At 69.4% G+C, this 26,634-nt stretch carries 23 protein-coding genes; 13 read left to right on the forward strand and 10 right to left on the reverse strand.

Annotation, left to right across the window (positions count from 1 at the left end; genetic code table 11):
• The first annotated feature begins 101 nt into the window (after positions 1–101).
• Positions 102–836 carry an SDR family oxidoreductase gene (locus tag AB5I40_RS37835; RefSeq protein WP_370934955.1) on the forward strand — a complete coding sequence of 245 codons (735 nt, stop codon included), beginning with the start codon at positions 102–104 and terminating at the stop codon, positions 834–836.
• A gap of 48 nt (positions 837–884) precedes the next feature.
• On the opposite strand, the gene AB5I40_RS37840 is transcribed toward AB5I40_RS37835, so the two are convergent.
• Positions 885–1,436: an HAD family acid phosphatase gene (locus tag AB5I40_RS37840; protein WP_370934956.1), complete on the reverse strand. Its 552-nt coding sequence runs from the start codon at positions 1,434–1,436 to the stop codon at positions 885–887.
• 208 nt (positions 1,437–1,644) lie between these two features.
• On the reverse strand, positions 1,645–2,514 hold the full coding sequence (locus AB5I40_RS37845; RefSeq protein WP_370940691.1) for an oxidoreductase: 870 nt from the start codon (positions 2,512–2,514) through the stop codon (positions 1,645–1,647).
• Positions 2,515–2,665: 151 nt separating this feature from the next.
• On the opposite strand from AB5I40_RS37845, the gene AB5I40_RS37850 reads away from it, so the two are divergent.
• The 5 genes from AB5I40_RS37850 (at position 2,666) to AB5I40_RS37870 (ending at position 11,339) form a co-directional block, all read left to right on the forward strand.
• Positions 2,666–3,853 carry an amidohydrolase gene (locus AB5I40_RS37850; protein WP_370934957.1) on the forward strand — a complete coding sequence of 396 codons (1,188 nt, stop codon included), beginning with the start codon at positions 2,666–2,668 and terminating at the stop codon, positions 3,851–3,853.
• Positions 3,854–3,940: 87 nt separating this feature from the next.
• The gene (locus AB5I40_RS37855) at positions 3,941–5,296 is read left to right on the forward strand and encodes a serine hydrolase domain-containing protein (protein ID WP_370934958.1); all 1,356 of its coding nucleotides are present in this window, start codon (positions 3,941–3,943) and stop codon (positions 5,294–5,296) included.
• Between the two features lie 60 nt (positions 5,297–5,356).
• Positions 5,357–9,091: a tetratricopeptide repeat protein gene (locus AB5I40_RS37860; protein WP_370934959.1), complete on the forward strand. Its 3,735-nt coding sequence runs from the start codon at positions 5,357–5,359 to the stop codon at positions 9,089–9,091.
• Positions 9,088–10,368 (forward strand): hypothetical protein, encoded by a 1,281-nt coding sequence (locus AB5I40_RS37865; RefSeq protein ID WP_370934960.1) that lies wholly within the window; start codon positions 9,088–9,090, stop codon positions 10,366–10,368. Before AB5I40_RS37860 ends, AB5I40_RS37865 begins: the two co-directional genes overlap by 4 nt.
• Positions 10,365–11,339 (forward strand): alpha/beta hydrolase, encoded by a 975-nt coding sequence (locus AB5I40_RS37870; RefSeq protein ID WP_370934961.1) that lies wholly within the window; start codon positions 10,365–10,367, stop codon positions 11,337–11,339. The genes AB5I40_RS37865 and AB5I40_RS37870 overlap by 4 nt, the downstream gene beginning before the upstream one ends.
• 45 nt (positions 11,340–11,384) lie before the next feature.
• Here the strand turns inward: AB5I40_RS37870 and AB5I40_RS37875 are convergent, their stop codons facing one another.
• Positions 11,385–12,821 carry an aldehyde dehydrogenase gene (locus AB5I40_RS37875; RefSeq protein ID WP_370934962.1) on the reverse strand — a complete coding sequence of 479 codons (1,437 nt, stop codon included), beginning with the start codon at positions 12,819–12,821 and terminating at the stop codon, positions 11,385–11,387.
• Between the two features lie 142 nt (positions 12,822–12,963).
• Between AB5I40_RS37875 and AB5I40_RS37880 the strand changes: the two genes are divergently transcribed.
• Positions 12,964–14,403: a GMC family oxidoreductase gene (locus tag AB5I40_RS37880; RefSeq protein ID WP_370934963.1), complete on the forward strand. Its 1,440-nt coding sequence runs from the start codon at positions 12,964–12,966 to the stop codon at positions 14,401–14,403.
• 54 nt (positions 14,404–14,457) lie between these two features.
• Here AB5I40_RS37880 and AB5I40_RS37885 read toward each other — a convergent pair whose 3' ends face one another.
• From AB5I40_RS37885 to AB5I40_RS37895, 3 genes are read right to left on the reverse strand one after another with little or no spacing between them, the layout of a single operon-like run.
• Positions 14,458–16,068: an amidohydrolase gene (locus AB5I40_RS37885; protein WP_370934964.1), complete on the reverse strand. Its 1,611-nt coding sequence runs from the start codon at positions 16,066–16,068 to the stop codon at positions 14,458–14,460.
• A gap of 3 nt (positions 16,069–16,071) precedes the next feature.
• The gene (locus AB5I40_RS37890) at positions 16,072–16,860 is read right to left on the reverse strand and encodes a molybdenum cofactor biosynthesis F family protein (RefSeq protein WP_370934965.1); all 789 of its coding nucleotides are present in this window, start codon (positions 16,858–16,860) and stop codon (positions 16,072–16,074) included.
• 10 nt (positions 16,861–16,870) lie between these two features.
• Complete coding sequence (locus AB5I40_RS37895; protein ID WP_370934966.1) at positions 16,871–18,742, reverse strand: primary-amine oxidase; 1,872 nt, start codon at positions 18,740–18,742, stop codon at positions 16,871–16,873.
• A gap of 142 nt (positions 18,743–18,884) precedes the next feature.
• Here AB5I40_RS37895 and AB5I40_RS37900 point away from each other — a divergent pair, with 142 nt between their 5' ends.
• The 4 genes from AB5I40_RS37900 to AB5I40_RS37915 are packed head-to-tail and all read left to right on the forward strand — an operon-like array spanning position 18,885 to position 21,334.
• Positions 18,885–19,601 carry an SDR family NAD(P)-dependent oxidoreductase gene (locus AB5I40_RS37900; protein ID WP_370934967.1) on the forward strand — a complete coding sequence of 239 codons (717 nt, stop codon included), beginning with the start codon at positions 18,885–18,887 and terminating at the stop codon, positions 19,599–19,601.
• Between the two features lie 15 nt (positions 19,602–19,616).
• Positions 19,617–20,414 (forward strand): SDR family NAD(P)-dependent oxidoreductase, encoded by a 798-nt coding sequence (locus AB5I40_RS37905; RefSeq protein WP_370934968.1) that lies wholly within the window; start codon positions 19,617–19,619, stop codon positions 20,412–20,414.
• A 15-nt stretch (positions 20,415–20,429) separates the two neighbouring features.
• Positions 20,430–20,885, forward strand: coding sequence for a hypothetical protein (locus AB5I40_RS37910; RefSeq protein WP_370934969.1), 456 nt, complete (start codon positions 20,430–20,432; stop codon positions 20,883–20,885).
• Positions 20,885–21,334 (forward strand): hypothetical protein, encoded by a 450-nt coding sequence (locus AB5I40_RS37915; protein ID WP_370934970.1) that lies wholly within the window; start codon positions 20,885–20,887, stop codon positions 21,332–21,334. Before AB5I40_RS37910 ends, AB5I40_RS37915 begins: the two co-directional genes overlap by 1 nt.
• Positions 21,335–21,430: 96 nt before the next feature.
• Here AB5I40_RS37915 and AB5I40_RS37920 read toward each other — a convergent pair whose 3' ends face one another.
• Positions 21,431–22,123, reverse strand: coding sequence for a TetR/AcrR family transcriptional regulator (locus AB5I40_RS37920; RefSeq protein ID WP_370934971.1), 693 nt, complete (start codon positions 22,121–22,123; stop codon positions 21,431–21,433).
• A 71-nt stretch (positions 22,124–22,194) separates the two neighbouring features.
• Here AB5I40_RS37920 and AB5I40_RS37925 point away from each other — a divergent pair, with 71 nt between their 5' ends.
• The gene (locus tag AB5I40_RS37925; protein ID WP_370934972.1) at positions 22,195–22,950 is read left to right on the forward strand and encodes an SDR family oxidoreductase; all 756 of its coding nucleotides are present in this window, start codon (positions 22,195–22,197) and stop codon (positions 22,948–22,950) included.
• Between the two features lie 29 nt (positions 22,951–22,979).
• Positions 22,980–23,309, forward strand: a complete 330-nt coding sequence (locus AB5I40_RS37930; protein WP_370934973.1) for a nuclear transport factor 2 family protein — start codon at positions 22,980–22,982, stop codon at positions 23,307–23,309.
• A 46-nt stretch (positions 23,310–23,355) separates the two neighbouring features.
• On the opposite strand, the gene AB5I40_RS37935 is transcribed toward AB5I40_RS37930, so the two are convergent.
• The 3 genes from AB5I40_RS37935 to AB5I40_RS37945 are packed head-to-tail and all read right to left on the reverse strand — an operon-like array spanning position 23,356 to position 26,613.
• Positions 23,356–24,051, reverse strand: a complete 696-nt coding sequence (locus tag AB5I40_RS37935) for an ABC transporter ATP-binding protein (RefSeq protein WP_370934974.1) — start codon at positions 24,049–24,051, stop codon at positions 23,356–23,358.
• Positions 24,048–25,766 (reverse strand): ATP-binding cassette domain-containing protein, encoded by a 1,719-nt coding sequence (locus AB5I40_RS37940; RefSeq protein ID WP_370934975.1) that lies wholly within the window; start codon positions 25,764–25,766, stop codon positions 24,048–24,050. Before AB5I40_RS37940 ends, AB5I40_RS37935 begins: the two co-directional genes overlap by 4 nt.
• Positions 25,753–26,613: a branched-chain amino acid ABC transporter permease gene (locus AB5I40_RS37945; protein WP_354740379.1), complete on the reverse strand. Its 861-nt coding sequence runs from the start codon at positions 26,611–26,613 to the stop codon at positions 25,753–25,755. Before AB5I40_RS37945 ends, AB5I40_RS37940 begins: the two co-directional genes overlap by 14 nt.
• Positions 26,614–26,634: the final 21 nt, after the last annotated feature.

Here is a 26,634-nt window from a genome sequence, read left to right on the forward strand (position 1 = left end):
TCGCGAGCTTAGCGGGCAGGGGTGTCACAAATCGGCGCGCTGTCCGGTCCTGACTGGCGACGCTCGCGGCGGCCGTCGCGGCGGAAACGGAGGGAACGGGCATGAAGATCGTCGTCATCGGCGGGACCGGGCGGATCGGATCGCAGGTCGTGCAGCTGCTCGAGGGGCACGAGGTCGTGGCGGCCGCGCCGAGCACCGGCGTGAACACGCTGACCGGCGAAGGGCTGTCCGGCGTGCTGCAAGGCGCTGACGTGCTGGTGGACGTGTCGAACTCGCCGTCGTTCGCGGACGACGACGTCATGGAATTCTTCCGGCGCTCGACCGGGAATCTGGTGTCGGCCGCGCGCGAAGCCGGGGTCGGGCACTTCGTCGCGCTGTCCGTCGTGGGTGCGGACGAGCTGCCGGATTCCGGTTACCTGCGGGCGAAGGCCGCGCAGGAGAAGCTGATCGAGGACAGCGGGCTGAACTACACGATCGTGCGCGCGACGCAGTTCCTGGAGTTCGCGGTCGCGATCGCGGACACCTCGACGGTCGACGGCGTAGTCCGGCTTTCCGACGGCGGTACGCAGCCGATCGCGGCGGAGGACGTCGCGGTGGCGGTCGCGCGGGCCGCGGGCGAGCCGGCGGTCGGCGGGATCGTCGAGATCGGCGGTCCGGACGTGCTCCCGATGGACGAGTGGATCCGCCGGGTGCTGACCGCGCGGAAGGACCCGCGCGAGGTGGTGACCGACCCGGCCGCGAAGTACTTCGGGACGGTGCTGGGCAAGGACAGCCTGGTGCCCGCGGAAGGCTCGTGGCGGGGCAAGGTCGGGCTCGCGGAGTGGCTGAGCCGCTGAAGCTCGTGAGTGGCGATCCCGGTTCTAACCGGGATCGCCACTCACGAGTCAGGAAAGCTGGCCGTCGTAGTCCGGCAGTTTGAAGCCCTTTTCGTAGTCCCCGCCTTCGAGGTCGGTGGACCGGTTGCCGATGTTCGCCGTGATCGTGTAGCCCTGCTGGGTCAGGTCGGCGCGGCAGCGCTGCTTGCCCTCCGCGGTGCCCTCGCCGGATTCGCGGGTGCAGATCGCGTCGATCGGATAGCCCGCGCTGCTCAATTGCTTGCGCGCGGAGGAGGAACTGGTCCGCGCCGTCACGAACAGCACGGACACGTGGTGCTGGCCTGCCCATTGGGCGACCGCGAGCACCGGCTTGTTCGGTTCGCCGGGATGGTATTCGGTTTCCAGCGACGTGTTGTCGATGTCCAGCACGATCGCCAGCTTGGCTCCGCCCTGGGTGACCCGGTCGGTCAGCCACGGAATGGCCGGGTCGACGGCTTCGCGGACGTCGGACTGCCATTGTTCGTAGCTGGGCAGTTCGGACACCGCGGCCGAAGCGGTGGCCGGGGCGGCGATCAGCCCGGCGACGGCGAGAATTGCGGCGCAGGCGCTCTTGACGGTCATCGGCGCGATTTCTCCTTAGCGTGGCGGAAATTGCCGTCGACCACGCTAATCTCGCCGGGAGTTTCGGTGCACCGTCGTTCGTCGGGTTATTTCGCGGCGGCGGCGGGGAATTCGCCGTCCGTTCACCGAAAACTACGGGCAGGTTCTCCGCCGCGATTCGGGGTGATGATTGTCGACGCCGGTGGACAATCATCACCCCGATCCGCCGTTATCCGGCGATGGTGTCCAATTCGGCCAAGGCGTCCGCGGGCAGGTCCAGGTCGGCCGCCGCGACGTTCTCCCGCAGGTGTGCGACCGACGACGTGCCGGGGATCAGCAGGATGTTCGGCGACTGGTGCAGCAGCCAGGCCAGCGCGACCGCCTTCGGGCTGGCGCCGAGCCGGGCGGCGACGTCGTCCAGCGTCGAGGACTGCAGCGGGCTGAACCCGCCGAGCGGCCAGAACGGGACGTAGGAAATCCCTTGGGCGGCAAGGGATTCGATCAGCTTCTCGTCCCCGCGGTGCGCGACGTTGTACCAGTTCTGCACGGTGACCACCGGCGCGATCGACTGCGCCTCGGCCACCTGCTCGGCGTCGACCACGCTCACGCCGAGTTCCTTGATCTTGCCTTCCTGGCGCAGCTCGGCGAGCGCCCCGAACGGTTCGGCCAGCGAACCCGGCACCGGCGAGTGTCCGTCCGCGCCGCCGCCGACGCGCAGGTTCACCACGTCCAGCGCCTCGACGCCGAGGTTCCGCAGGTTCGACTCCACCTGTTCGCGCAGTTGCTCGGGCGAGCGCTCGTGGATCCAGCTGCCCTTGTCGTCGCGCACCGCGCCGACCTTGGTGACGATCTGCAGCCCGTCGTACGGTGCGAGCGCTTCGCGGAGCAGTTCGTTCGTGACGTACGGCCCGTAGAAGTCAGCGGTGTCGATGTGGTTTACGCCCAGCTCGACGGCCGTGCGCAGCACTGCGAGCGCCTCGTCGCGGTCGTTCGGCGGCCCGAAAACGCCGGGTCCGGCCAGCTGCATCGCGCCGTATCCCAGGCGGGCGACGGTGCGCCCAGCCAACGTGAACGTCCCGCCGGGGAGGTTGTCGGTCAATGTTCCGCCCTTCTTTCCCGCCGCGCCGGTGCCGTCGCGGCTGCCGTCCATGGTGCTGCCGAGGGCGCGGCGCGGCCAGTACCCCTCGGTCCTGGGAGTGTCAGGGCCAGGCTCGCGGGACAGGAGCCCGATAATTTGGTATACCATTATCATGGCTTCTCTCACTGTGACCGGCGTGCGCCCGTGGGGCGGCGACCTGGCCGACATCGTCCTCGACGGCGACCGCATCTCCGACGTCCGGCCCGCCGGTTCGGCCCCGGTGGAGGGCGAACGGATCGACGGCGCCGGCCTGCTCGCGCTGCCCGGGTTCGTCAACTCGCACGCGCACGTCGACAAGAGCTGGTGGGGCAAGCCGTGGGTGTCCTACGGCGGCGTCGCGAGCACCGAAGGCCGCATCGCCCACGAGCGCGCCGAGCGGGACAAGCTGGGGATCCCGAGCGTCGAGGTCGCCGAGACGGTGCTGCGCGAGTTCCTGCGGCACGGCACCACCGCGGCGCGCAGCCACGTGGACGTCGACCTGGGGCTCGGCCTGCGCGGCATCGAGATCGTGCGGGAGGCCGCGGAACGGCTGGGCGGCGCGGTGGAGGTCGAGATCGTGGCCTTCCCGCAGGACGGCGTGCTGCGGCGGCCCGGCGTGCTCAAACTGCTCGACGAGGCCGCGGCGGCGGGTGCGGGCTGGATCGGCGGCCTCGACCCGGCGGGCATCGACCGCGACCCGGTCGGCCAGCTCGACGGGCTGTTCGAGATCGCCGAGCGCCGCGGTGTCGGCCTCGACATCCACCTGCACGACGGCGGCGAGCTGGGCGCGTTCCAGTACGAGCTGATCGCGGACCGGACGGTGCGCGCCGGGCTGCAGGGCAAGGTCACCGTCTCGCACGGCTTCGCGCTCGGCGAGGTTCCCCCGGCGCGGCAGGCGGCGTTGCTCGACCGGATCACCGAGGCGGGCATCTCGCTGGCGACCGTCGCCCCGGTCCGGACGGCCCCGCTGCCGTGGACCGAGTTGTCCGCGCGCGAGGTCCCGGTCGGGCTCGGCACGGACGGAATCCGCGACCTGTGGTCCCCGTACGGCGACGGTGACGTCCTGCAGATCGCGCTCGGGTTCGCCCGGTTGCACGGGCTGCGGAAAGACGAGGATCTGACGGCGGCAGTGGAGCTGGCGACGCGGCGGGCGGCGTCGTTCGTGGCTCGGCAGCGGCATGATCTGGCACCGGGTTGCCGGGCGGATGTGGTGTTGGTGGCGGCGGAGAACGTGCCGGACGCGTTGATGCGGGTGCCGGTGCGGTCGCTGGTGATCGCGGGCGGCCGGGTCGTGGTGCGGGACGGCGAAGTGCTCGTCTGAGCAGTTCGTCCGCTGCTCCAGCATGCCGCCGGTTTTTCCGTAGCCAGGGACGAAGTTTTCGGCTCAGCGGAGCGATAGCTTCCCGGAATGGACAAGCTCGACGCTCTCCGCAGGCGGCTGGAGCAGGACCTCCCCGCGCTGCTGGCACAACACCACGTCCCCGCCGCGGTCGTCGCGGTGGCTGTCGGCGACGAGACGGCCGCCGCGGCCGCCGGGGTGCTCAATCTCGGCACCGGCGTCACCGCCACCGCCGATTCGGTATTCCAAATCGGCTCGATCACCAAGGTCTGGACGGCAACCCTCGTCCTGCAGCTCGTGGACGAGGGCCTGGTCGACCTCGACGCCCCGATCCGGCAGTACCTCCCCGACCTCAAACTGGGCGACGCGGCCATCACCGTGCGGCAGTTGCTCAGCCATACCGCCGGGTTCGAGGGCGATCTCTTCACCGACACCGGACCGGGGGACGACGCAGTGGAGAAGTTCGTCGCGACCCTCGACGGCGTCGCGCAGCTCTTCCCGCCCGGGGAGTTGTTCTCTTACAACAATGCCGGGTACGTCGTCCTAGGACGGCTCGTGGAAGTGTTGCGCGGCAAGCATTACGAGGACTGCCTTCGCGAGCACCTCGCCGAACCGCTCAAGCTCCGGCAATTCTCCCCGAACGCCCTCGACGCGATCCGGCACCGCGCCGCGATCGGGCATCTCGAACCCGAGCCGGGCGCCGACCTCGTGCCCGCGCCGTTCTGGTCGATGCTGCGATCCAACGGTCCGGCCGGGTCGTCGCTCGCGATGTCCGCGGCGGATCTGCTCGCCTTCGCCCGCATGCACCTCGCTGGTGGTGCCGAAGTGCTGAGCGCGGAAAGCGCCGCGGCAATGGTGCAGCGGCAGGTCAGCCTCCCGCCGCTCGGCATCATGGGCGACGCCTGGGGCCTCGGCTGGGAGCTGTTCGACACCCCGAGCGGCCAGGTTTACGGCCACGACGGCAACACCATCGGCCAGGCGGCGTTCCTCCGGCTGGTGCCCGAAAGCGACCTCGCGGTGGCCTTGCTGACCAACGGCGGCGACGCGATGAGCCTGTACGCCGACCTCGTTCCCGCGCTGCTCAAGGAATTCGGGGGCGTCGAAGTATCGCTGCCGCCGCGTCCGCCGGCCGAGCCGGAAGCGTTCGCGGCGGACCGGTATCTCGGCACTTACGCCAGCACGGTCGCCGATCTCGTGGTCTCCCAGGACGACGACGGCCGGGTCTGGCTGGAGCAACGTCCTAAAGGGACAGCCGCGGAATTGAGCTCCGCCAGCAAATCCGAGCTGGTCTTCCTCGAAGGCGACACGTTGATCCTCCGCGAAGCGCAGGCCGGGATCCACCTGCCGCTGGTCTTCCTCGGCGACGACGGCACCGGCCGCGCGCAATACGTCCATTCGGGGAGGGCGACCCGTCGCGCCGGGTGACCGGACGGCTTTGCCCGAACTGAACGATCCGGCGGCCGTCCCCGGGTAAGGTTTTACCTCGTGGCCGCTGATCTGGGGTGGAATACGGGGCAGACGCGGATTTACGCCGCCGACGGCCGCCTCCTCGGCGCGGGCGTGCTGATCGGCGGCCGGTACGTGCTGACCTGCTCCCGGGCGGCCCGCGACGAAACCGCTTTCCGGATCGAATCGGCGGGGGCCGCGGCGCTGGCCGGGCTGGTCCCGCCGCGCGCGGGCGGGCGCGGCGACCTCGCGCTGCTCGAACTCGAGACTCCGGTACGCGGCGGCGCGATGATCCGGCGCAAGGTCGAATCCGGGCGGGAAGTCCGGATCCACAGCCTTCCCCTCCGCCTCGGCTACGGCATTTGGGTGCGCGCCACCACCGGCGTGCCGGACGGTGAACGGGTCCCGCTCACGCTCCTGGAGGGGCGCGTCGACCCGGACCTGTCCGGCTGTCCGGCGTTCGACCGCGCCACCGGGCGACTGCTCGGCATCGTGGTGGTCGATTACGCGGTGCGGCTGGTTCCGGCGGACACCGTGCTGGCGTACTTCCCGCAGCTGCGCGAATGGGTGACCGACGATTCGGTGATCGAGGACCGGCTCGACGAACTCCTCGTGCGCACTGGCCGCCTGCCGATGCCGAACACCGACGACCTGCGGGTCGCGCTGCCGAAAGCGACCCTGACCGACCCGTACGACGCGGTCGTGCCCGACGCGACGGTGCCGGAGTCTCGCCGGTTTTGCGCGGAGTGCGGCAATCCGGTGGGCCGCGACCAGGGCTCGCGGGCCGGCCGGACCCGCGGTTACTGCGTGCGGTGCGGCGCGCCGTTCAGCTTCCAACCCGCGCTGGAGCCGGGCATGGTCGTCGCCGGTCGTTACGCGGTCGTCGGCTGCATCGCGATCGGCGGGTTCAGCTGGATCTACCTCGCCCGCGACGAGGCCGACGGCGGCCGGTTCGTGGTGCTCAAGGGCTTGATCGGCGAACGGGACCGCGACGGCGCGCTGGCCGCCGCGCAATCCGCCGTCGTCCCGCGCCTGCTGAGACTGGACCATCCGAACATCGTCCGCACCCTCGCCCACGTCGAAGACCCGGATCCGGAAACCGGCCAGCCCATCGGGTATCTGGTGATGGAATACGTGCGCGGGATTTCGCTGCGGACGGTGGCCCGGCGCGCGAAACGGCTGCGCCCGGAGCACGTCGCCGCGTACGGGTTGCAGCTGCTCGACGCGATCGGATACCTGCACAAGCGAGGATTGCTGTACGTCGACGTGAAACCGGACAACGTGCTGCAGGACGGCGACCGGATCACGCTCGTCGATCTCGGCTCGATGCGGCGGCAGGACGACCGGGACAGCGTGCTCGTCGCCACCCCGGCGTATCAGCCGTCGCGGTCCGAGCTGGACCGGGAAGGGGTCAGCGTTCGCTCGGATCTCTATTCGCTCGGCCTCACGCTCGCGGAGCTGCTGCGTGCTTGCCGCGGGCCGGACGACAGCGTCGGAACGGAGATGCTGCGAGCCCTGATCGACCGGGCGACCGCGGATTACGCCGACCGGTTCGCCACCGCCGACGACATGGCCGAGCAGTTGCGCGGGGTGCTGCGACAGCTGCTCAGCCAGCGCACTCGCGTGCCTCGTCCCGCTGTGTCCCGGCAGTTCGGCAACCCTCGCGGACTCGCCGTGGCGGGGCTCGGGGTGCCGGAGTGGGAGGCCTGGGCTGCGGAATCGCCGTTGCGCGCCGACGACCCGCTGCGGCGCGAGGACGTGCGGGCAGCCTTGCCGATTGCGCTTTTCAGCGGTTCTGATGAGGTCGGGGAAAGCTGGCGCGGCGCTGGGGTGCTGCTGGACGCGGGAATGCTCGACGACGCGGAGCGGCAATACCGGGAGTGCGCCAGTCAGCTGCCGGGCGAGCTGGCACCGTTGCTCGCCTTGGGTTTCTGCGCGGAACTGCGGGGCTCGACCGACGTTGCGGCGCGTTACTACGACGCGGTATGGGCCTGCGATCGGGACATGGTCGCGGCGGCGTTCGGACTTGCGCGGATCCGGCTCCGCAGCGGCGATCACGTTGGTGCGGCAGCGGTTTTGGACGAGGTGCCTGGCAGCACGGCAGCCCGGATCGGCGCGGTGCGGGCGCTCGCCGCGGAACTGTCCAGTGTGGACGAGGCCGCCGCAGCCTGGTCCCGGCTCGGCGAACTGGATCTGGACGAGGACGAACAGGACCGGCTGACCGCGGTGGTCGGGGAAGTGCTGCTGCGACTGGCTCTCGGACAACCCGCGGCCGCCGCCCGGCTGCCGGACCTTCGCCAGGTGCGGGACGACCTCGCGCGGATCTACCGGACGCACTCGAATCGGGCGTGGTCGAACCTGCGGGAGCATGCCCGCCGGGTGCGTGCGGCCAAGGTTCCCGAACCGCGTCCGTCCTGGCGGCCCGCGATCGTGGTGCGGCACCCGGATTACCTGCCGCGGCAGGCTTCGACCACGACCGTGCGCGTCACGGTCACGGCCGGCTCCGACGGCGGTTCGATGCGGCTGTTCGTGCGAGAGCTGCCAGGGTGCGTGCTGTACTGGGTCGGCCAGACAACCCCGGCGGAAACGCTGATGCCGTTGCCGCAGCAGCGAATCAGCGACTCGGTGCTCGACCTCGGGCAGTGGGCGGCCGGGGAAACCCGGAGTTACGCGCTGAGCTTTCTCGTGCCGTCGAGAATGAAGACCGGGCAAGAGAATCAGCTGGCCACGATCTGGGCGCAACAGGAGACCGCGCAATCGGAGGCAGGGCATGTGTACGTGCGGCTGACCGACGATCCGGCCCGAATGACCCCAACGCCGCCCGGTCTCGCGGCCGCCGTGGAGGCCGCGCGTTCCGCGTACCGCGAAGGGAATCCGCGCGGCACGTTGGACGCGCTCGGCTCGGCGGTGGCGCTGGCGACCGCGCAAGGGAACGAGGCTGTGCTGGGCCGGTTGCGGTTGCTGGTGGACATCGTCGACGCGGAGAGCGGGCTCGTGAGTTTCCGCGGGCCGATGGATGGGGAAGACCTTCTGTCGGAGCGGATTTCGGTGCGGTATCGGACTCGGGAGCCGGTCGCTGCTAAGCCGCCGGTACCGGCCGACGAGGACTACGAGATGGACATGCTGCGGCCCGAGACAGCTGCTGACGGGGCGGTGCTCAGCGCGCGGGTCGAGTCGCGTCGCGTGGATTCCCGGCGGGTGGATTCGCGCCGGGTGGATTCCCGGCGCGTCGATTCCCGCCGGGTGGACTCTCGCCGGGTCGATTCCCGGCGGGCCGATCCGCGGCCCGGTACCTGGCGGACCGGCCGGGTCGGCTATCCGGTGCGGCCGGACCACCTGGACCCCGGGCCGGATCCGTTCGACTCCCAGCGCGTCGTCTGGGCCGGGCTGCGGGCGACCGGTGCGAGATCGCCGGACGACGCGCCGCCGCCGGTGCCGGGGTTGCTGGCGGCGAGCGTCGAATGCCGGTCCGAAGATCCGGTCGTCGTCGGGAAGCCGGTGCGGGTCGCGGTTTCGGTGCGGCGCAAGGAACCCGCGGCCGTACCGGCGGGCGTGGTGCGGGTCCGGGTGCTGCTCGACGCTGCGCCCGGGACGGCAGAGCCGATGTCGCGGATCGGCTGGATCACCGGCGACCGGCTGCGCGATCCGGCGGAGTTCGACGTCATGCCCGTCGCGCCGGGGACGCTGCGGCTGGTGTTCCGGATCTACCGCGAGCACGACGCCCAGCTGCTCCTGGAAATCGCGGCCGCGCTGCCGGTGGAGGTGCCGTCATGACCCGTCAGCTGAGCGCCGAGGTGACCGTCGACAACACCGCCGGGCTGAGCCGCGTCGCGGTGCCGCCGTACAACCGGGCGCGGACGGTCAACCTGCGGTTCCTCGAATTCCCTGGGGTGCCAGGACTTCTCGTGCAGGCTTGGGGCAGCGCGTTCCCCGAGGACGGCGGCGGCGGGTACCAGGGCCGGATCACGCACAGTCTCGGCGAGCTGAACTCCCGGATCGACATCCTCCGCGAAACGTGGCAGCGGCACATCGTGGACCTCGCCGAGCAGACCGAACGCGGCCCGCGCCGGTATCCGTTCGCCGACGGCTGGGATCTGTCGGAGCGGCCGGAACTGTTGCGGCGCGCGGGTTTCGCGCTCGCCGATGCTGGCTATCTCATGTACCGGTTGCTGTTCGCCGGACCGGATCGCGGGCTGCAGCGGATCCGTTCGCTGCTGGAACTGGCGCTCGCCGAGGGCGAGAACGTGATCAGCATCGAATCGGACAGCCTCATCGTGCCGTGGGGCATGCTCTACACCTCGCCGCGGCGGCCGGACGAGTACCCGGACGACGAAAACTGGTCACTCGCCGGGTTCTGGGGCTATCGGCACGTTGTGGAACACACCTTCTCTCGGGTCGACGACTTCGACGCCCGGATCACTGTGGACGGTGGAAAACCGGTCGTCGGGCTCAATGTCGATCACGGGGTGGACAAGCAATTCCCGGATACTCCTTACATCGCGCCGGTGGTCGATTTCTTCCACGGCCGGGCGGAGGTGGTGCTGCGGCCGGACAAGAAAACGCTGGCCGCGCACTTCCGCAGCCGCGACTTCGCTGACCACGTCACGTATTTCGGCTGCCACGGCAAGGTGAGCGGTTCCGGCGGCCTGGTCGAGCAGCCGTATCTGAAACTCGGCGACGGCGAACGGATCTACGGCACTGACCTGATCGCGTGGCTGGCGGAAGCGCCGCTGCCGACGCGGCCGTTCGTGTACGTCGGGGCGTGCCAGGGTGGACAGGTGACGTCAGCGTTCTACTCGGCCTTCGGCAAAGCCTTGCTAGGCAACGGCGGACGCTGCCTGATCGGCCCGCAGATCGACCTGCCGCCCGCGTTCGCGCGCGAGTATTCGCAGCGGTTGTTCACTGAATTCATTGATTCGGGCACGAAACTGGGTGACATCGTGCGTTCGCTGGCGCGGGTGTTCGCCGACGAGCACCACAATCCGCTCGGGCTGATGTTTTCGCTGTATCGCGGGATCGACGTGCATCTGTGGCAGGAAGGACGACCGTGACCGAACCGGTGATCCTGGACCTCGACGAGCACGGCGATTTCGTGGATCCGGAAACCGGCAAGCCGGTGCCCGCCGAGGCGACGGCGCGGTTTCTGGCCCGGTGGCTGGAAGTCCCGGCGACGGCGACCGACATCGTCGTGTTCGTGCACGGCTGGCAGAACAACCGGGAGACCGCGGACCGGCGGGCCCGGCAGTTCTTCGGGCTGCTTGAAGAGCGCTATGCGGCCGGGACTTACGAAGGACTCGGTTCGTGGCAAGGGTTTTACGTGATGGTGCGCTGGCCGTCGATGAGCAACCCGTTCGTGACCGGCTACCGGCGGATCCGCGACCGGGCACACAAGATGACCACGGACGGGCGGGCCGCGGAGGCGCTCGGCCAGTTGCTCGGCTATCTGAACGCGGAACGGCAATTGCCCGGCAGCGCGCCGAGTTTGCGGACCGTCACCGGCCAGTACCTGCACTGCGTCGGCCATTCCTTCGGCGGCCGGTTCGTGGTGGAAGCGGTGCAGGCCGCTGCTGGCGATGGCCCGCCAGTGCTCGGCTGGGATCGAGCTGATCCGCGCTATCCGTACACAGTGGACACCTTGCTGGTGTTCCAGATGGCTGCCCGGCCGGACATCTTCACCGACCGGTTCGCCCCGGTGTTGCGCGACGCTCCGATCAACGGCCCGATCGTGCTGACCCGTTCCCGCGCCGACCGGGCCACTGGGTTGTGGCACCGGCTGGCGGAGGGGGTGAAGGGGATCGGGAACGTCGGCGTGAACGCCCCGGCCGCCGAGATCGCGAATACCGTGCTGCACAAAGTGGACGACGACTATCTACGGTCCGAAATGGACCGGCGGATCGTCAATGTCGAGTCGGGCTGGCGGTTCCGGCGCGGGCGGTGGTGGAATCCAGCCGGGGCGCATTCGGACATCTGGTACCCGGAGTCGGCGCATCTGCTGCTTTCGCTGGCGGAACTGGCCCGCTGAACGGGGCTCGGCGGCCGGAGAAAGACCGCCGAGCCCCGAATGCGTTCAGTAGCCGTAATGCAGCCACACCGCCTTGGTCTCGGTGTATGCGTCCAGTGCCCACGGACCCATTTCGCGACCCCAGCCCGACGCCTTGTACCCGCCCCACGGCGCGGCCATGTCCGGGATCGGCGGCATGTTCACGAACACCGCGCCCGCACGGATCCCGTCCGCGTAGCGTTGCGCCGTGCGGATATCGCGGGTCCAGACGGTCGCGGCGAGGCCGTACTGCGTGTCGTTCGCGCGCGCGACCAGCTCGTCCGGGTCGTCGTACGGCGTCACCGCCAGCACCGGGCCGAAGATTTCCTCGCGCATGATCGTCATCGAGTCCGTGACGCCCGCGAACAGTGTCGGCTCGTAGAAGTAGCCGTCGCGGTCGACTTCCGAGCCGCCGGTGATCAGGTCCGCGCCTTCGGAACGGCCGGCGGCCACGAGGTTGGCCACGTGCTTGCGGTGTTTGTCCGACACGAGCGGCCCGACCTGCGTCGTCTCCTCCAGGCCAGGACCGACCTGCAGCCCGGCGAGTCCGGCGGCCATTTTCTCCACGAACTCCTGCTCGCGTTTGCGGTCGACGTAGAACCGCGTGTACGCCGCGCAGACCTGGCCGGTGTTCAGCGTCGCGCCGGCGAGGTTGCCCGCGACCGCGGCGTCCAGGTCGGCGTCGGCGGCGATGATGCTCGGGGCCTTGCCGCCGAGTTCGAGGGTCAGCCGCTTGAGGTTGGACTCCGCGCTCGCCGCGGTGATCAGCTTCCCGACCGCGGTGGAGCCGGTGTAGGAGACGTGGTCGACGTCGTGGTGCGCGCTCAGCATCGCGCCCACCGGGCCGTCGCCGGTGACCAGGTTAACGACGCCCGCTGGGATACCAGCCTGCTCCGCCAGCTGTACCAGCCGGATGCTGGTGAGCGGCGTGACCTCGCTCGGCTTGATCACCACGGTGTTGCCGGTGGCGAGCGCGGGCGCGAGCTTCCACACCAGGATCATCAGCGGGAAGTTCCACGGCGTGATCAGCGCGTTCACGCCGACCGGCTCGCGGCGGGTGTAGTGCAGGGTGTCCGGGAACGAAACCGGGTTGGTGGTGCCCTGGATTTTCGTGACCCAGCCGGCGAAATAACGCAGGTGCTCGGCCGCGCCGGTCACGCTCACCTGCCGTGAGATACCAATCGGCTGGCCCTGGTCGCGCGTTTCGAGCGCGGCGAGTTCCTCGTGGTGCTGCTCGACGAGGTCGGCGAGGCGGAACAGCAGTTTCGCGCGCTGCACCGGCGCGAGCCCGGCCCACTCCGGCGAGGTCAGCGCGCGGCGCGCGGCGGCGACCGCGGCGTCGACGTCGGCCTGGGTCGCCGTCCCGACGTCTTCGAGAACCGTGCCGGTGGCCGGATCGCGGGTCGGGATGGGCTCCCCGCCGGCCTCGGTCCACTGACCGTCGATGAACAGGCGTGTCGGCATGGCGCTCCCTAGTCCCAAATCTTCTGGTCGCCTCCGAGTATCGGCGCGCGGCGGCCGGGCGGTCTTGTCCGCGAGGGCACGCCCGTTGTCGGCGAGTGAAGACAATGCCGGGCGGAGCCGGGGGACCGGTCAGGATCAGGACATGGACGTGATCGTGGTGGGTGCGGGCTCGGCGGGCTCGGTGGTGTGCCGGCGGCTGGTCGACGCGGGCGCGAAGGTGACGTTGCTGGAAGCGGGCGGGCCGGACACCAACGCGGCGATCCACGACCCGTCGCGCGCGGCGGAGCTGTGGCATGCCGCCGAGGACTGGGACTACTACACGGTGCCGCAGCCGCACGCCGGGAACCGCAGGCTGCACCTGCCGCGCGGCAAGGTGCTCGGCGGCTCGCATTCGCTGAACGCGATGATCTGGGTCCGCGGCGCGGCGGCGGACTACGACGGCTGGGAGCTGCCCGGCTGGTACTGGGACGATGTGCGCCCGGTGTACGAGCGGATCGAACGCGACCTGCTCGACCTGGAACAGCACGATCCGCTGCAGCCGATCCAGCAGTCCATTGTGGACGCTGCGCGAGAGATCGGCCTGCCGTTCAACGACAATTACAACAGCGGGGTGCTCGACGGCATCTCGGTGCAGCAGGTCACGATGACCGGCGGACGGCGTCGCAACACCTGGCTCTGCTACTCCGAGCCGGTCGCCGACCAGATGACCGTCCGCACCGGCGCGCTGGTGCATCGCGTGCTTTTCGAGGGCGACCGCTGCATCGGCGTACTGGCGGAGATCGACGGCGAACTGGAGCCGCTGTTCGCCGACCAGGTCGTGCTCGCCGCCGGCGCGCTGGCGTCCCCGGCGATCCTGCTGCGCAGTGGAATCGGCCCGGCCGACGACGTCGCCGCGCTGGGCCTCGACGTCGTCGCGGACCTGCCGGGCGTCGGCGAAAACCTGCACGACCACCTGTTGTCGCCGGTCATCTTCGCCACCGATCGGCGCGAGGTCGCGCCGCCGCAGACCGGGCTTTCGGTGACGCAGACGCACCTGTTCTGGCGCAGCCGCCCGGGCCTCGAGGTGCCGGACACCCAGCCGATCCACTTCAGCGTGCCGATGTACGAGCCGTGGATGACCGGGCCCGCGACCGGGTTCTCGCTGATGGCGGGCATGATCACGCCGCAGAGCCGGGGAACGCTGCGGTTGCGCAGCACGGATCCCACTGAGATGCCGCTGATCGATCTCGCGGCGCTCGCGCACCCGGCGGACTTCGAAAGCCTGGTCGCTTCGGTGGAGCAGTGCCGGTTGATCGGGCAGGCTCCGGCGTTGGCGGAGGAGTGGGGTGCGCGGGAGCTGTACCCGGGACCGGCGGATGTCCGGGAGTACGTCCGGCGGACGGCGATCACCTATCACCACCAGGTGGGCACCTGCCGGATGGGGACCGACGAACTGGCGGTGACGGACCCGACGCTGGCGGTGCGCGGGGTGTCCGGGCTGCGGGTCGCGGACGCTTCGGTGCTGCCGCGGGTGATCAGCGGGAACACGAACGCGCCCGCGGTGCTGATGGGGGAGCGGGTGGCGGAGTTCCTGCTGGCGTAAGGCGACGTCGTGAGTGGCGATCGCGGTTAGAACCGGGATCGCCACTCACGAGCCCTAATCCCGCGAAAACACTCGCTTGCCGCCGAACCACGTCTCTCGCACCGTGATCTCGGCCAGTTCGTTCGCCGGAGTCTTGAACGGATCCTGGTCCAGCACCACGAAATCCGCCGACTTCCCCGGCGTCAGCGACCCCGTCACGTCGTCCAGGCCGCAGGCGCGGGCGGAGTTCAGCGTGAACACCTGGATCGCCTCGGCGAGCGTGATCGCCTGCTCCGGCCACAGGCTCCCGGGGTGCTTGCCGTACGGGTCCTGCCGGGTGATCAGGCCCTCGATGCCTTCCCAGGCGTTCGGGGATTCGCTCACCGGCCAGTCCGAACCGCCGGCGACCAGTGCGCCGGTGTCCAGCAGGGTGCGGTTCGGCTGCATCCGCGTCGCGCGTTCGGCGGGAATCACCTGGGCGATGGCTTCCGGGATCACGCCGGGCACCCACAGGAACGGCGAGATGTCCGCCGACACGTTGAGCGTCGCGAACCGTTCCAGGTCGTCCGGGTGGATGAACTGTCCGTGCGCCACTTGGATTTTCGTCGTGTAGTCGCCGCGCGCTCGCAGGCCGCCGGCAGCGTCCAAAGTGGCCCGGACGGCCGCGTCGCCCGCGCAGTGGATCTTCGCCGAGAGACCGGCCGATACCGCGACGTCCAGCCAGTCCGCGAGTTCTTCCGGCGGCATCGTGGTGTCGCCGCAGAAGCACTCGTGATGCAGGTACGGCTCCAGGAACGCCGCGGTGTGGGCGGGCGGGGTGCCGTCGAGGAAGATCTTCACGAAGTCCGGCCGGTGGTGCTCGCTGCGGTACGCCGCGGCACGGTCGAGCAGCGGCTTGCCGATCGGGTCCGCGCCGAAGATCGGGTCGTTCACCAGCATCGACGACACGACCCACGCTGCCAGTTCCCCTGCGTCGTCAAGGGTTTTCAGCGCGGCGAGGATGTCGAGAGTCGCCCCGGCGTCCTGGAACGCCGTGATTCCGTACGAGTGCAGGATTTCGATTGCCCGCCGCGAAGCCTCGGCGTGCTGCTCGGCGGTGAGCGTGCGCGTGTCCCGCATCGCCCGCTCCACCGCCAAGCCCGCGGTCTCGATGAGCAAGCCGGTCGGCGCGCCGCTGGTCAGGTCGCGGTGGATCGTTCCGCCCGTCGGGTCCGAAGTGGACGCGTCGATCCCGGCCAGTTCCAGCGCCCGGCTGCTCGCCCACCGGTTGTGCCTGCTGTCCTCGATGAGCACGACCGGACGTCCGCCTGCTGCCTCGTCCAGCGCTCGCCGCACGGAGTCGTGGCCGAGTTCGGGGGCCAAAGTGGACGGCCAGGCACCGCCGACTACCCACTCGTCTGGCCCAAGCCGTGAAGACCATTCCCTTACTGCGGCGAGGATTTCGGAAAGGCTCGAGCCGCTTTTCAGGCGCAGCTCGAACAGTTCCCGGCCAGCGAGGGCGTGATGGCTGTGCACGTCCACGAAACCCGGCAGCACGAACGCGCCGCCGAGATCGAGGACCTCGGTGTCCGGACCGGCTTCGGCGGTCGTCAACCGGCCGTTCTCCACCGCGAGCGAAGTCGCCCACGGCCGGTCTTCGTCCACTGTGTACACAGTGGCGTTGGTGAGGATCAGTTCAGGCGCCACGGGTCACTGTCCAGCGGGGTCGTAGTCCGGCGAATAGACGGTGTTGCTGAGCAGTCGGCCGTACGCGCCGAAGGTGAAGTGCGTCGGCGTCTTGCCGTCCTCGCCCAGCCCGAACAGCGAACCGTGCGACCGCAGTTCCCGCACGTTCCGATGGTCGGCCACGGTCACCGACGCGCACGGGATGACCTTCTCGCGCCAGGTGAACACGTAGATCCCGGGCCGGATCTGGTAGACGGAGTTCTCGTCGGTGTCGGCGAGCCCGCGCTCCGGACCGGAGAGGCACTGCCAGCTGTACCAGTGCGGGGTGAGGTAAACGTGCTCGTACGCGTGCTCTTCGCTGTACACCCACTGCACGCGGCGGCCGATCAACGCTGTGCTGGGCGCGATTTCCTCGCCGTGCGCCTCGCGGCCCTGGATGGTCGCGGGACGGAACCGTTGCGTCACGCGGGGAAGTCCGTCGCCGATCGTGCTCGTGATGACCAGCGCGCGGCCCTGGCGGACGTCCAGCAGCAGGCTGAACGACGTTTCCGCACCGGGGTGGAACTGCACGTAGAACAGTCCGGCATCGACCAGGAACGTCTCGGAAGCGGTCTCGCCGGTGGCGCCGTCCTCGTTCCACGACGCGCGGCCGCTGGTGAAGCTGATCGAGAACGTGCCGCCGTCGGCACAGTCCAAAGTGAACGACTGGTTGTCGAGATCGTCCACAGTGGCCGCTTTGTTGGCGTCGAAGCCGGGGGCGAGACCGTCGAGCGGGAGCCAGGTGGAGGTGTCGGACAGGTTGGTCGCGGGCATGAAGCCTTCCTCAGTGTTCACAGTGGCCGTGGGCGGCCGAGGGCAGGTCGAGTGCCGGGTTCCGGTCGCAGAACCCGTAGGGGCGCATCATGAATCCGGAGTAGTCGACCGGCATGACCGGCCAGTCCTCCGGGCGCGGGATGTGCGTCGGGCCGAAGACGTGCCACAGCACGACGTCGGTGTCGCTTACGGAGCGGTCGGCCGCCGTCCACGCGGGCAGGCCTGCGCCGCCCGGGTGCGCGTTGGGGCGGTCGCCCGCCGGGAAGCGTTCGCCGGGCGCGTACGGCGTGACCCACAGGTGGTTCGTGGCGAACGTCGCGCGCTGGTAGACCGTCGATTCCGGTTGTGCCATCAGGGTCGCCGACGGACGCGGCACGAGCTGGTACGCGGTCGGCGCGCCGAGCCGGTTGGTGTGCTCGGTGCTGCGGACTTCCCACACCCGCGCGGCCGCCGGGTTCGCGTGCCGCTTCGCTTCCTGTTCGGTGCGCAGTTCGGTGGCCTTCCAGGTGAAGGCGTTGCCGTACGGGTTTTCGTCGCCGATCGGGATGCCGACAGCGTCCACTTCGTACACCGAGTTGCGCTGGCCGTCGACGGCGAAGTCGAGCCGCGCGCAGAACAGGTGCTGGTGCACCGGCGCGAACAGGCCGGGCGCGATCTCGGACGCGTGCGGATGCGCGGACCCGGGCTCGCCGGCGCCGGAGAAGACGATGCCGGTCGCCTTGGCCTCGCATTCGATGGTGCCGTCGAGGTAGAGGTACCAGAAGAAGCCGTAGTCGTAGTTGCCGATGGTGGAGATCGACGAGATCACCAGCCGGCGCGAACGGCGGACTTCGGCGTTGCCGTCGAGATCGGTGTGCTTCCAGAGGATCCCGTAGTCCTCTTCGTGCATGCAGATCGCGTTCGGCACGCGGACCGGCTGGCCGTGGTCGTCGGCGAGGAAGGCGTCGAAGTAGCGGATCTCGCCGAGGCAGTCGCAGCCCAGCCGGAGGCCGTTGCCGTTCTTGCCGAGCAGGTACTCGCCGGCGTCGAAGTAGCTGATCCAGAACCGGCCGATCGAAGTGTCACCGTAGGGAACAACCATCTCAGGCACCGACGCGCGATACAGCACCGAGCGGTCCTGGAAGGTCAGCTGGTGCAGGGTCAGGCCCTCGCGCGCGTTGAACCCGACGCGCAGCTGCCAGCCCTCCCACGTCACGAGCGAGCCGTCGACCTGGAAGCTCGGGCCTTCCGGCTGGGTGATCTCGATCGGCTTGAGCGTGGTCCGCGCGGGGTGGTGGCCGTAGCGGCCGGAGTCCTCGGGGACCGGGGTGTCGCCCTCGTCCTCGACCCGGAGGACGCGCTGTTCGGTGAGGTTGAGGTGTGCGACCAGGCCCTCGACCGGATGCGCCCAGGGGCTGTCGGTGCTGTCCTCGCGCAGGAAGGTGAGCGAACGGACGACCCGGCCGGTCTCGTCCTCGCGGCCGAAGTAACCGGGGGCGAGCGGGGCGCAGAACGCGTGCTCGATGCGGTCGCCGAGACCGCGGCGCTGCATGGCCGCCTGCCACTCCGGGGAGGCCTTGGTGATGGCCTCGGCCAGGTCGTACTCCTCGAAGAGATACGGGGGCTGGCCCTCGCCGCACTTCTCGTGGCTGACCAGCGTCTCGCCGGTCACCGAGACGACCGCGTCGGCCGATTCGCCGGTCGCGGTGTCGAGCAGGGTGAACTGGATCCGGCGGTCGGTCTCAGTACCGGCCAGTACGGCGGCCTTGTCCGGCTCGACCGGGAGGACCTGCGGAAACCGGGTCGTCTCGGTGATCAGCCCCTGTGCCTCCAGCACGGCCCGGCCTGCCGCGAGCTCGTCGGCGGTCAGCGGGTCAAGGGGGTGGGGGTGTGCGTTGCTCATGGTGTCCCTTCGCGCTCCTCGCCGCAGTGTTCGCGGTGGCCCGGGGGTTGCGGTAGCCGGGCTCGGGGGGTCGTGCGGTCGCTGACAACAAGGATGCACTCGTTGCCAATCCCCGGAAGGGCCGTTGCTGCAGGATTGCGCCATGCGACTGGACCTCGAGGACAAGGCCGTGCTGATCACCGGCGCCGCGTCCGGGATCGGGCTGGCCTGCGCGCGGGCGTTCCTGGAGGAGGGCGCGCGGGTCGGCGTGATCGACCGGGTCCGGCCGCCGTCGCTGCCGGGGGAGGTCGTCGCGGCGCGCGCGGACGTCACCGACGAGGGGCAGGTCGCCGCGGCGGTGCAGCTCGTGGCGGAGTCGTTCGGCGGGATTGACGCGGTAGTCGGCTGCGCTGGGATATCAGGACCGGTCGGACGGCCGCTCGCGGAGACCAGCGCCGCAGACTTCGCCGCCGTGATGTCGGTGAACGTGCTGGGGCAGTTCCTGGTCGCGAAGCACGCGCGGCCGTGGCTGGGAGACGGGAGTTCGATCGTCTTCCTGGCCAGCGATTCGGCGTTCGTGTGTGCACCGGGGATGGTGCCCTACTGCGCGTCGAAGGGCGCGGTGGTGTCGTTGACGCGGGCGCTGTCGGTCGAGTTCGACGGCGTCCGGGTCAATTGCGTGTGCCCGTCGGTGGTGGATACGCCGATGGCACGAGGGGATTTGGGGGACCTGCTGGACGAACCGGGATTTCCGGTGCAGGCGGCCGAGGAGGTCGCCCAGCAGGTGGTGTATCTGGCTTCCGCGCGGGCGCGGACGGTGAACGGTCAGGCCTTGCTCGCCGACTTCGGCTATTCGGCTCGGTCTGGGTTTCCTGCTTGAAAGGGAGAAATGACGATGGCAGACACGCGGGTCGTGGCGATTACCGGCGGAGGGACGGGCATTGGGGCTGCGGTTGCTCGGCGGTACGCCGGCGAAGGTGCGCAGGTCGTGGTTCTGGGCCGGCGGCGGGAACCGCTGGAGAAGGTCGCTGCGGAGACTGGTGCGCACGTGATCGCTTGCGACGCCAGCGTCCGGGAGGACGCGGAGGCGGCGATCGCGGAGATTCTCGGGAAGTACGGACGGCTGGACGTGATCGTGGCCAACGCCGGCGGGCACGGGCTGTCTTCGGTGGTGGACACCGGGGACGAGGAATGGGAAATCGCGCTCCGGTCCAATCTTTCCAGCGCGTTCGTGTTTTGCCGGGCCGCGTTGCCTTCGCTGGTGGAAAGCGGCGGGCAGGTCGTGATTGTTTCTTCGCTGGCCGGGTTGTTCGCCGGGCCCAATGTCGCCGGATACACGGTGGCCAAGCACGCGTTGATCGGGCTGACCCGGTCCATTGCCCGGGATTACGGGCCGCGTGGGGTCCGCGCCAACGCGGTTTGCCCGGGCTGGGTGCGGACGCCGATGGCGGACGGCGAGATGGAGCAGTTCGCCGAGGCGGCCGGGTTCGACGGCGGGCATGACGAGGGGTACCGGCGGGTGACTGCGGAGGTGCCGCTGCGGCGTCCTGCCGAGCCGGAGGAAATTGCTTCTATTGTTCGGTTCCTCGGGTCTTCGGAGTCTTCGTACATCACCGGCGCGGTGCTGGTGGCGGACGGCGGGGCGCACGCTGTTGACTTGCCCACTTTGGCGTTCGAGCGGGCCGGGATGTAGTCCCATAATGGCCGGATGACGTTCGAGGGGGACTGGGCGGAGAAGACCGCGACGGCCAACCAGCGGTTCGTGGACAAGGCCGTGGCGATCGCCCGGGAAGTCGAGGTCTTGCTCGGCCGTGAGGCCATGACGTATCCGCGGCACCCGGTCGCGCGCGCGAGCGACGCGCTCGCCGACCGGGTGTTCGCGATTCTGGCCGCGGCGCGCGACGCCAGCCGGACCTTCTACCACGTCGACCAGGTGCCGGTGGCGGTCGTGTCCGACTCCTACGGCGACGACTGGGTCGAGAAGGTGGCCGACGCCGTCGGCACGCTCGCCGGCGCGATGGCCCGCGCTGCCACCGTTCTGACCGGCGTGGTCGACAGCCGGTTCAAGGACGCGGACATGCAACAGTGGGCCACCGGTGTCCTGGACGACGTGCGAAACGCAGCCGCCGCGGTCCTCCGCGAGGCGGCCGGTCAGCCGACGTGATGACCCAGGCTGAGGTCCGGGCCCGGCTGCTCGGCCACTTCGCCGAAACTCTCCGGGCGCTGCCGTCCGGATCGGCCCTGGTACTGCTGCATCCGGACCTGCCCAAGGCGAGGTTTCACCGCGGGGTGACCCTGTCCGACGACTACGGCCGCGACGAAACCCGGCGGTTCTTCGACATCGCCTACTGGGTGCTCGGAGCCACCGCCGAGACGTCCGATCAGTACCTCGACCTGACGATGCGTTTCTGGCGCGACCGAGGCTGGGCGACGGAGTTCTTCGCGGAGCCGCCGCCTTCCGCCGGTTACGCGAGCACCTCCGACGGGTACGGGTTCGCGATCAGGCGCAGTCTCGACGGGTACCTCAGCATCGCGGGGACGACGCCGGTCTTCGCCGCGGACTCGCCTGAAGGCGACCCGCTTCCCGACCGGATCGATCGCCCGGCCGCGTAGGTAAGTGAGGGGAACCCTGAGGGAATCAGATTCCCTCAGGGTTCCCCTCGCGTACTTCTGCGGAAGCGGGGTGACGGCGGTCCGTGAGCCGCGAGGTCAGTCTCGTTCCGCCAGGGTGCGCAGCCACTTGGTCAGCAGCTGCGTTTCCTCCGAGCCCAGGATTTCCGGGTTCGCCGCGGCGTGCTCCAGCACTCGGTGGACATCCGCGTGCTTGCTGTCGGCGGCGCTGGGCGCGGTGCCGGTGATCGCGGCGATCGCGCCCTCCCGGACGGCCACCGACAGCGGACGATCTTCCTCAGCCAGGATGATCTGGCGCAACGTGACCCCGATGTTCGCCACCAGGATGTGCGCGGCCGCCTGGTCCGGCGGGACCGTCAGGCGGCCCTGGTCGGCGGCGGCCCGGGTCAGCGCCCGGAGCATCGCGCTGGGCCGTTCTTGCGCCGCGGGTGCGTGGCCGGGGTGGACCTGGCCGTACATGAGCGTGTAGAAGCCGGGGTTCGCGATTCCGAAGGCGACGTGGGCGTCCCAGCCGTCGCGCAGGTCCTGGATCGGGTCGCCGGACGGCTCGTGGGCGCCTTTTTCCGCCAGGTACAGGTCGAAACCCCGCTCGACGACCGCGTCCAGCAGGCCCTGTTTGCTGCCGAAGAAGTGGTACAGCGTCGGCATTTTCACCCCGGCCTGTGCGCAGATCGCGCGCAGCGATATGTCCTCGCCCGGCGTAGCGGCGACCTGCTCGGCGGCGGCGTCCAGGAGCCGGGTCCGTGTATCCGCGTTCGCAATCTGTGTCACACCGCTATGGTAGCCTCTGTTGCACTGATACAGTGGTGCATATCAGCGATAAAGAGATGGAGGAGTCACCCATGACCGGCCACACTCTCGAAGGCAAGAACGTCCTGGTCGCCGCCGGGGCGAAGAACCTGGGCGGGCTCATCAGCAGGCAGGCCGCGCAGGCCGGCGCGAACGTCGCGATCCACTACAACTCCGAGTCGACCCGTCCGCAGGCGGAGGAAACTCTCGCCGCGGTCGAGGCGGCGGGCGGCAAGGGCGTCGTCCTCACCGGCGACCTGACCGTTCCGGCGAATGTGGCGAAGCTGTTCTCCGACGCCGAGGCGGCGCTCGGGAAGATCGACGTCGCGGTGAACACGGTGGGCAAGGTGCTGCGCAAGCCGATCACCGAGACCACCGAGGACGAGTACGACTCGATGTTCGACATCAACTCGAAGGCGGCGTACTTCTTCATCAAGGAAGCGGGCAAGAACGTCGCCGACGGCGGCAAGATCATCACGATCGTGACCAGCCTGCTCGCGGCGTTCACCGACGGGTACTCGACCTACGCGGGCGGCAAGAGCCCGGTGGAGCACTTCACCCGCGCCGCGGCCAAGGAATTCGCCCCGCGCGGGATCTCGGTCACCGCGGTCGGGCCCGGCCCGATGGACACGCCGTTCTTCTACGGCCAGGAAACCCCGGAGCGGGTGGAATTCCACAAGTCGCAGGCGATGGGCGGGCAGCTGACGAAGATCGAGGACATCGCCCCGATCGTGTCGTTCCTCGCGACGTCCGGCTGGTGGATCACCGGGCAGACTATCTTCGCCAACGGCGGTTACACCACCCGCTGAGTTTCGCCGACGACAGCAAGGGAAACGCAATGTCCGAAGTGGAGATTCCGGAACCGGTGGCGTCGTTCGTCGACGCGGTGAACCGGCACGACGACGCCGCGTTCCTGGACGCGTTCACCGAAAACGGCGTCGTGGACGACTGGGGCCGGTCGTTCGCCGGACGCGCCGAGATCAAGGGCTGGAGCGACGTCGAGTTCATCGGCTCGCGCGGCGTCCTGACCCCGGAAGAAGTGACGGTTTCCGGCGACACTGTCACGGTCGTCGGGGATTGGCGCAGCAACCACGCCAACGGCCGGTCGAAGTTCGTCTTCGACGTCGACGGCGACCGGCTCGCGAAGATGACCATCCGCGAAGGCTGACCGGCCGGGGCGTGGGCGTCCCACCGCGGAACGCCCACGCCCCGGGTCAGTTGGTGCCCAGGTACGCCCGGTGCAGCGTGTCCGGATTGTCCAGCAGGGGCTGCGATTCCCCGGCGTAGGTGACCTTGCCGGAGGAGACGACCAGAGCTTCCTGCGCGACTTTCAGCGCCAGGTGGGTGAATTGTTCCACCAGGAGGATCGCCGCGCCCGCGTTGGCGAACTCGGTCACCGCCGGGAGAAGCCTGGTGAAGACGGCGGGAGCCAAGCCCAGCGACATCTCGTCGATGAGCAGGAACTGGGGTTTCGCCGCGAAGGCCCGGCCCAGCACCACCATTTGCTGCTCGCCGCCGGACAGCAGCGCGGCGGGCGAGTTCTTGCGTTTCTCCAGTTCTGGGAAAAGCGCGAGGACTTCGTCCACCCCAGCCGGGGTTTTGGCGGTCAGGCGCAGGTTTTCCAGGACGGTCAGGCTAGCGAAGACCGCGCGTCCTTGCTCGACGTGCGCCAGTCCGAGCCGGGCTCTGGACACCCGCGAGTGTTTGGTGACATCCGTGTGTCCAACGTGGATAGTCCCGGACGCCGCGGGAATCACGCCGGACAACGCCTCCAGCAGGCTGGTCTTGCCCGCGCCGTTGGGGCCGACCAGCGCGGTGATCTTGCCCGGTTCCAGCGTCAGGCCGACGTCGGCGATGACTGGGCCCGCACCGCGCGTGACGGTCAGGTTTTCGATGCGCAGCGTGCTCACAGCATCTCCGTTTCGCCCAGGTATGCCTTCAGAACCGCGGGATCGGCCAGCACTTCCGCCTGCGGGCCGCTCGCCAGCACCTCGCCGAAGTCGAGCACGGTCAGGGTGTCGCAGACGGACCGGACCAGGTCGAGGTCGTGTTCGATGATCAGCACCGACACGCCGAATCTGGCCGGGACCTGCCGCAGGCGTTCGCCGAAGGCCACGTGCTCCTCGTGCGGGAGGCCCGCTGCCGGTTCGTCCAGGAGCAGCACCTGGGGCTTCGCCATGAGGTGGCCGACGACCTCGACCAACCGGCGTGCACCCACGTCCACCCGGTCTAGCGGCGTTGCTGCTGGCGGGCAGCCGAAGAACTCCAGCGCGGCAGCGACTTCATCGGCGGGCGGGCGTCGGCGGGCCACGAAGCGGACGTACGCCTCGATGGTCAGTCCTGACGGGACTCGGTCTTGCTGGAAGGTTCGGCGGAGACCGGAGCGGGCTCGTTGCGTCGGATTGCCGGTGAGGGGCCGGTCGGCCAGTTCCACGGTTCCTTGGGCCTGAGGCAGGAAGCCGCTGATGGCATCGACCAAAGTGGACTTTCCGGCGCCGTTCGGGCCGATCACGCCTAGCACTCCGCCCTTCGGGACGGCTAAGTCCACTCCGGACAGTGCTTTGACTTGGCCGAAGGTGACGCTCAAGCCGCGGACCACGAGCACCGGTTCGCCAGGCGGCAGGCGCGGGGGATCTTCGTCCAGCGCGGTGATTTGGACGCCAGCGCTGGCCCTTGACCGGCGACGCCACAGTTCGCGGATCGCGGTGCCCAGGTTGCCGCGTCCCGCCAGAGCCTGGATGCCCAGCAGACCGAAGATGACGTAACCCCAGTCCTGCGGGACTCCCCATCGCTTCAACAGCTCTGGTACGGCAACCCACAGGACAGCGCCGAACACTGCCATATCAATGAGGTGCGCACCGGACATGATGGCGAGCACGTACAACGCCAGAGACTGCAGCGGAGCGAAGCTGGTCGGGAAAGCGAACCCGACCTGTGCGGTGAGCAGACCGCCGCTGATGCCGCCCAGAGTGGCGCTGACGGCGAAGGCCGAGAGCTTCGCGGTACGGACGCTGGCTCCGGCTGCAGCGGTGCCACGTTCGGAGAACGCCACCGCGGCCCAGCTGCTGCCCCGCGGACCGCGCCGCAGGAAGTGCACGACCAACGCGCAGATGATCAGGACGATGACGCAGAGCAGGAAGTACGCGTTGTCGTCAGCGACCAAGGACGGCCGGTCTACCGAAACGCCGTCGGTGGTGCCGGGGAACTGGATTTCCACCAGGGTGACGTCGGCGGCCGCGGCTAGCCCGAGCGTCACCACCGCCAGGTTGATCCCGCGCAGGCGTAGCGCAGGAAGTCCAATGAGGACACCGACGACACCTGCCGCGAGACCGCCCAGCAGCAGCCAGAAGAGGAAGCCGCCGGGAGCGTTGGCGACGTTCAGCGCGGAGACGACCCATGCGCCGATCGCGCCGAAAGTCAGCTGGCACAACGAGATCATGCCAGCGCTGCCGGTCACGACGCCTAGGCCGAGCAGGGCGATGGCGGCTACTACGACGCTTACGCCGAGGTAGGCGAAGTAGCCGTTGAGGCCGACGGTCAGGCCGATTCCGACCAGCACCGCGACCACCGCGACGACCAGTGGGGTTCCGAAGCGGGACACTGCGCCCCGGTCAGCGAGCTGCATCCCACACCTCCTTGCGCTGAGACCACACGAGCAGGCCGACGATGGCCAGGAACGGGACGAAATTCCGCACTACCGAAAGCTGGTCGACCTGCGCGAGCGCGCCCTGCAGCATGCCGAGCACCAGACCGCCGACGACGGCGAGGTCCAGCCTGCGGAACCCGCCGAGCAGGGCCGCCGCCGCGGCGGGCACGACCAGCATGGCCAGCGAGGTGGCGTCGTTCGACTGGGACGGGGCGACGATCACGATGATGACAGTGCTGATCAGGCCAGTGGCGCCCCACACCGCGGCACTGAGCCGTTTCGCCGGGATGCCCAGCAGTTCAGCGGTCGTCGGGCGTTCCGACAAAGCGCGCAGTGAGATACCAACGGGCGTCTTTGTCAGGATCAGCCGCGCGGCGAAGGCGATCACCACGGCGAGCGCGACCGTCACGACGGTCACCTGGCTGATCACCACGCCGCCGACGGTGAAGGCCGGGCCGGCCAGCAACGCCTGGAACGGCTGCGGTTTGTTGCCGAACAGGATGAACGACAGCGAAATCAACAGCAGCAGCACCGCGACGGTCACCGCCGAGCGGGTGCCGGTGCCTGCTTCGGCCAGCCAGGTCGACACGACCCAGCCGATCAGCACGCTCAGCAACCCGCCCAGCAGCACGCCGAGCACCACTGCCAGCCACTCCGGCAGTCCACCGTGGACGGACAAGGCCACCCCGACGTAACTGCCGAACATGCCCGTGGCCGCCTGGGCGAAGTTGACGACGCGGACCAGCCTCGACATCAGCGTCAGGCACACCGCCAGCACCGCGTAAAGCCCGCCGGCGGCCAGCCCGGCCAGCGCTCCCTGCACCATTGCAGTTCTCCTCTGTCCAGA

The sequence above is a fragment of the Amycolatopsis sp. cg13 genome (genome assembly GCF_041346965.1).
Lineage (GTDB): Bacteria > Actinomycetota > Actinomycetes > Mycobacteriales > Pseudonocardiaceae > Amycolatopsis.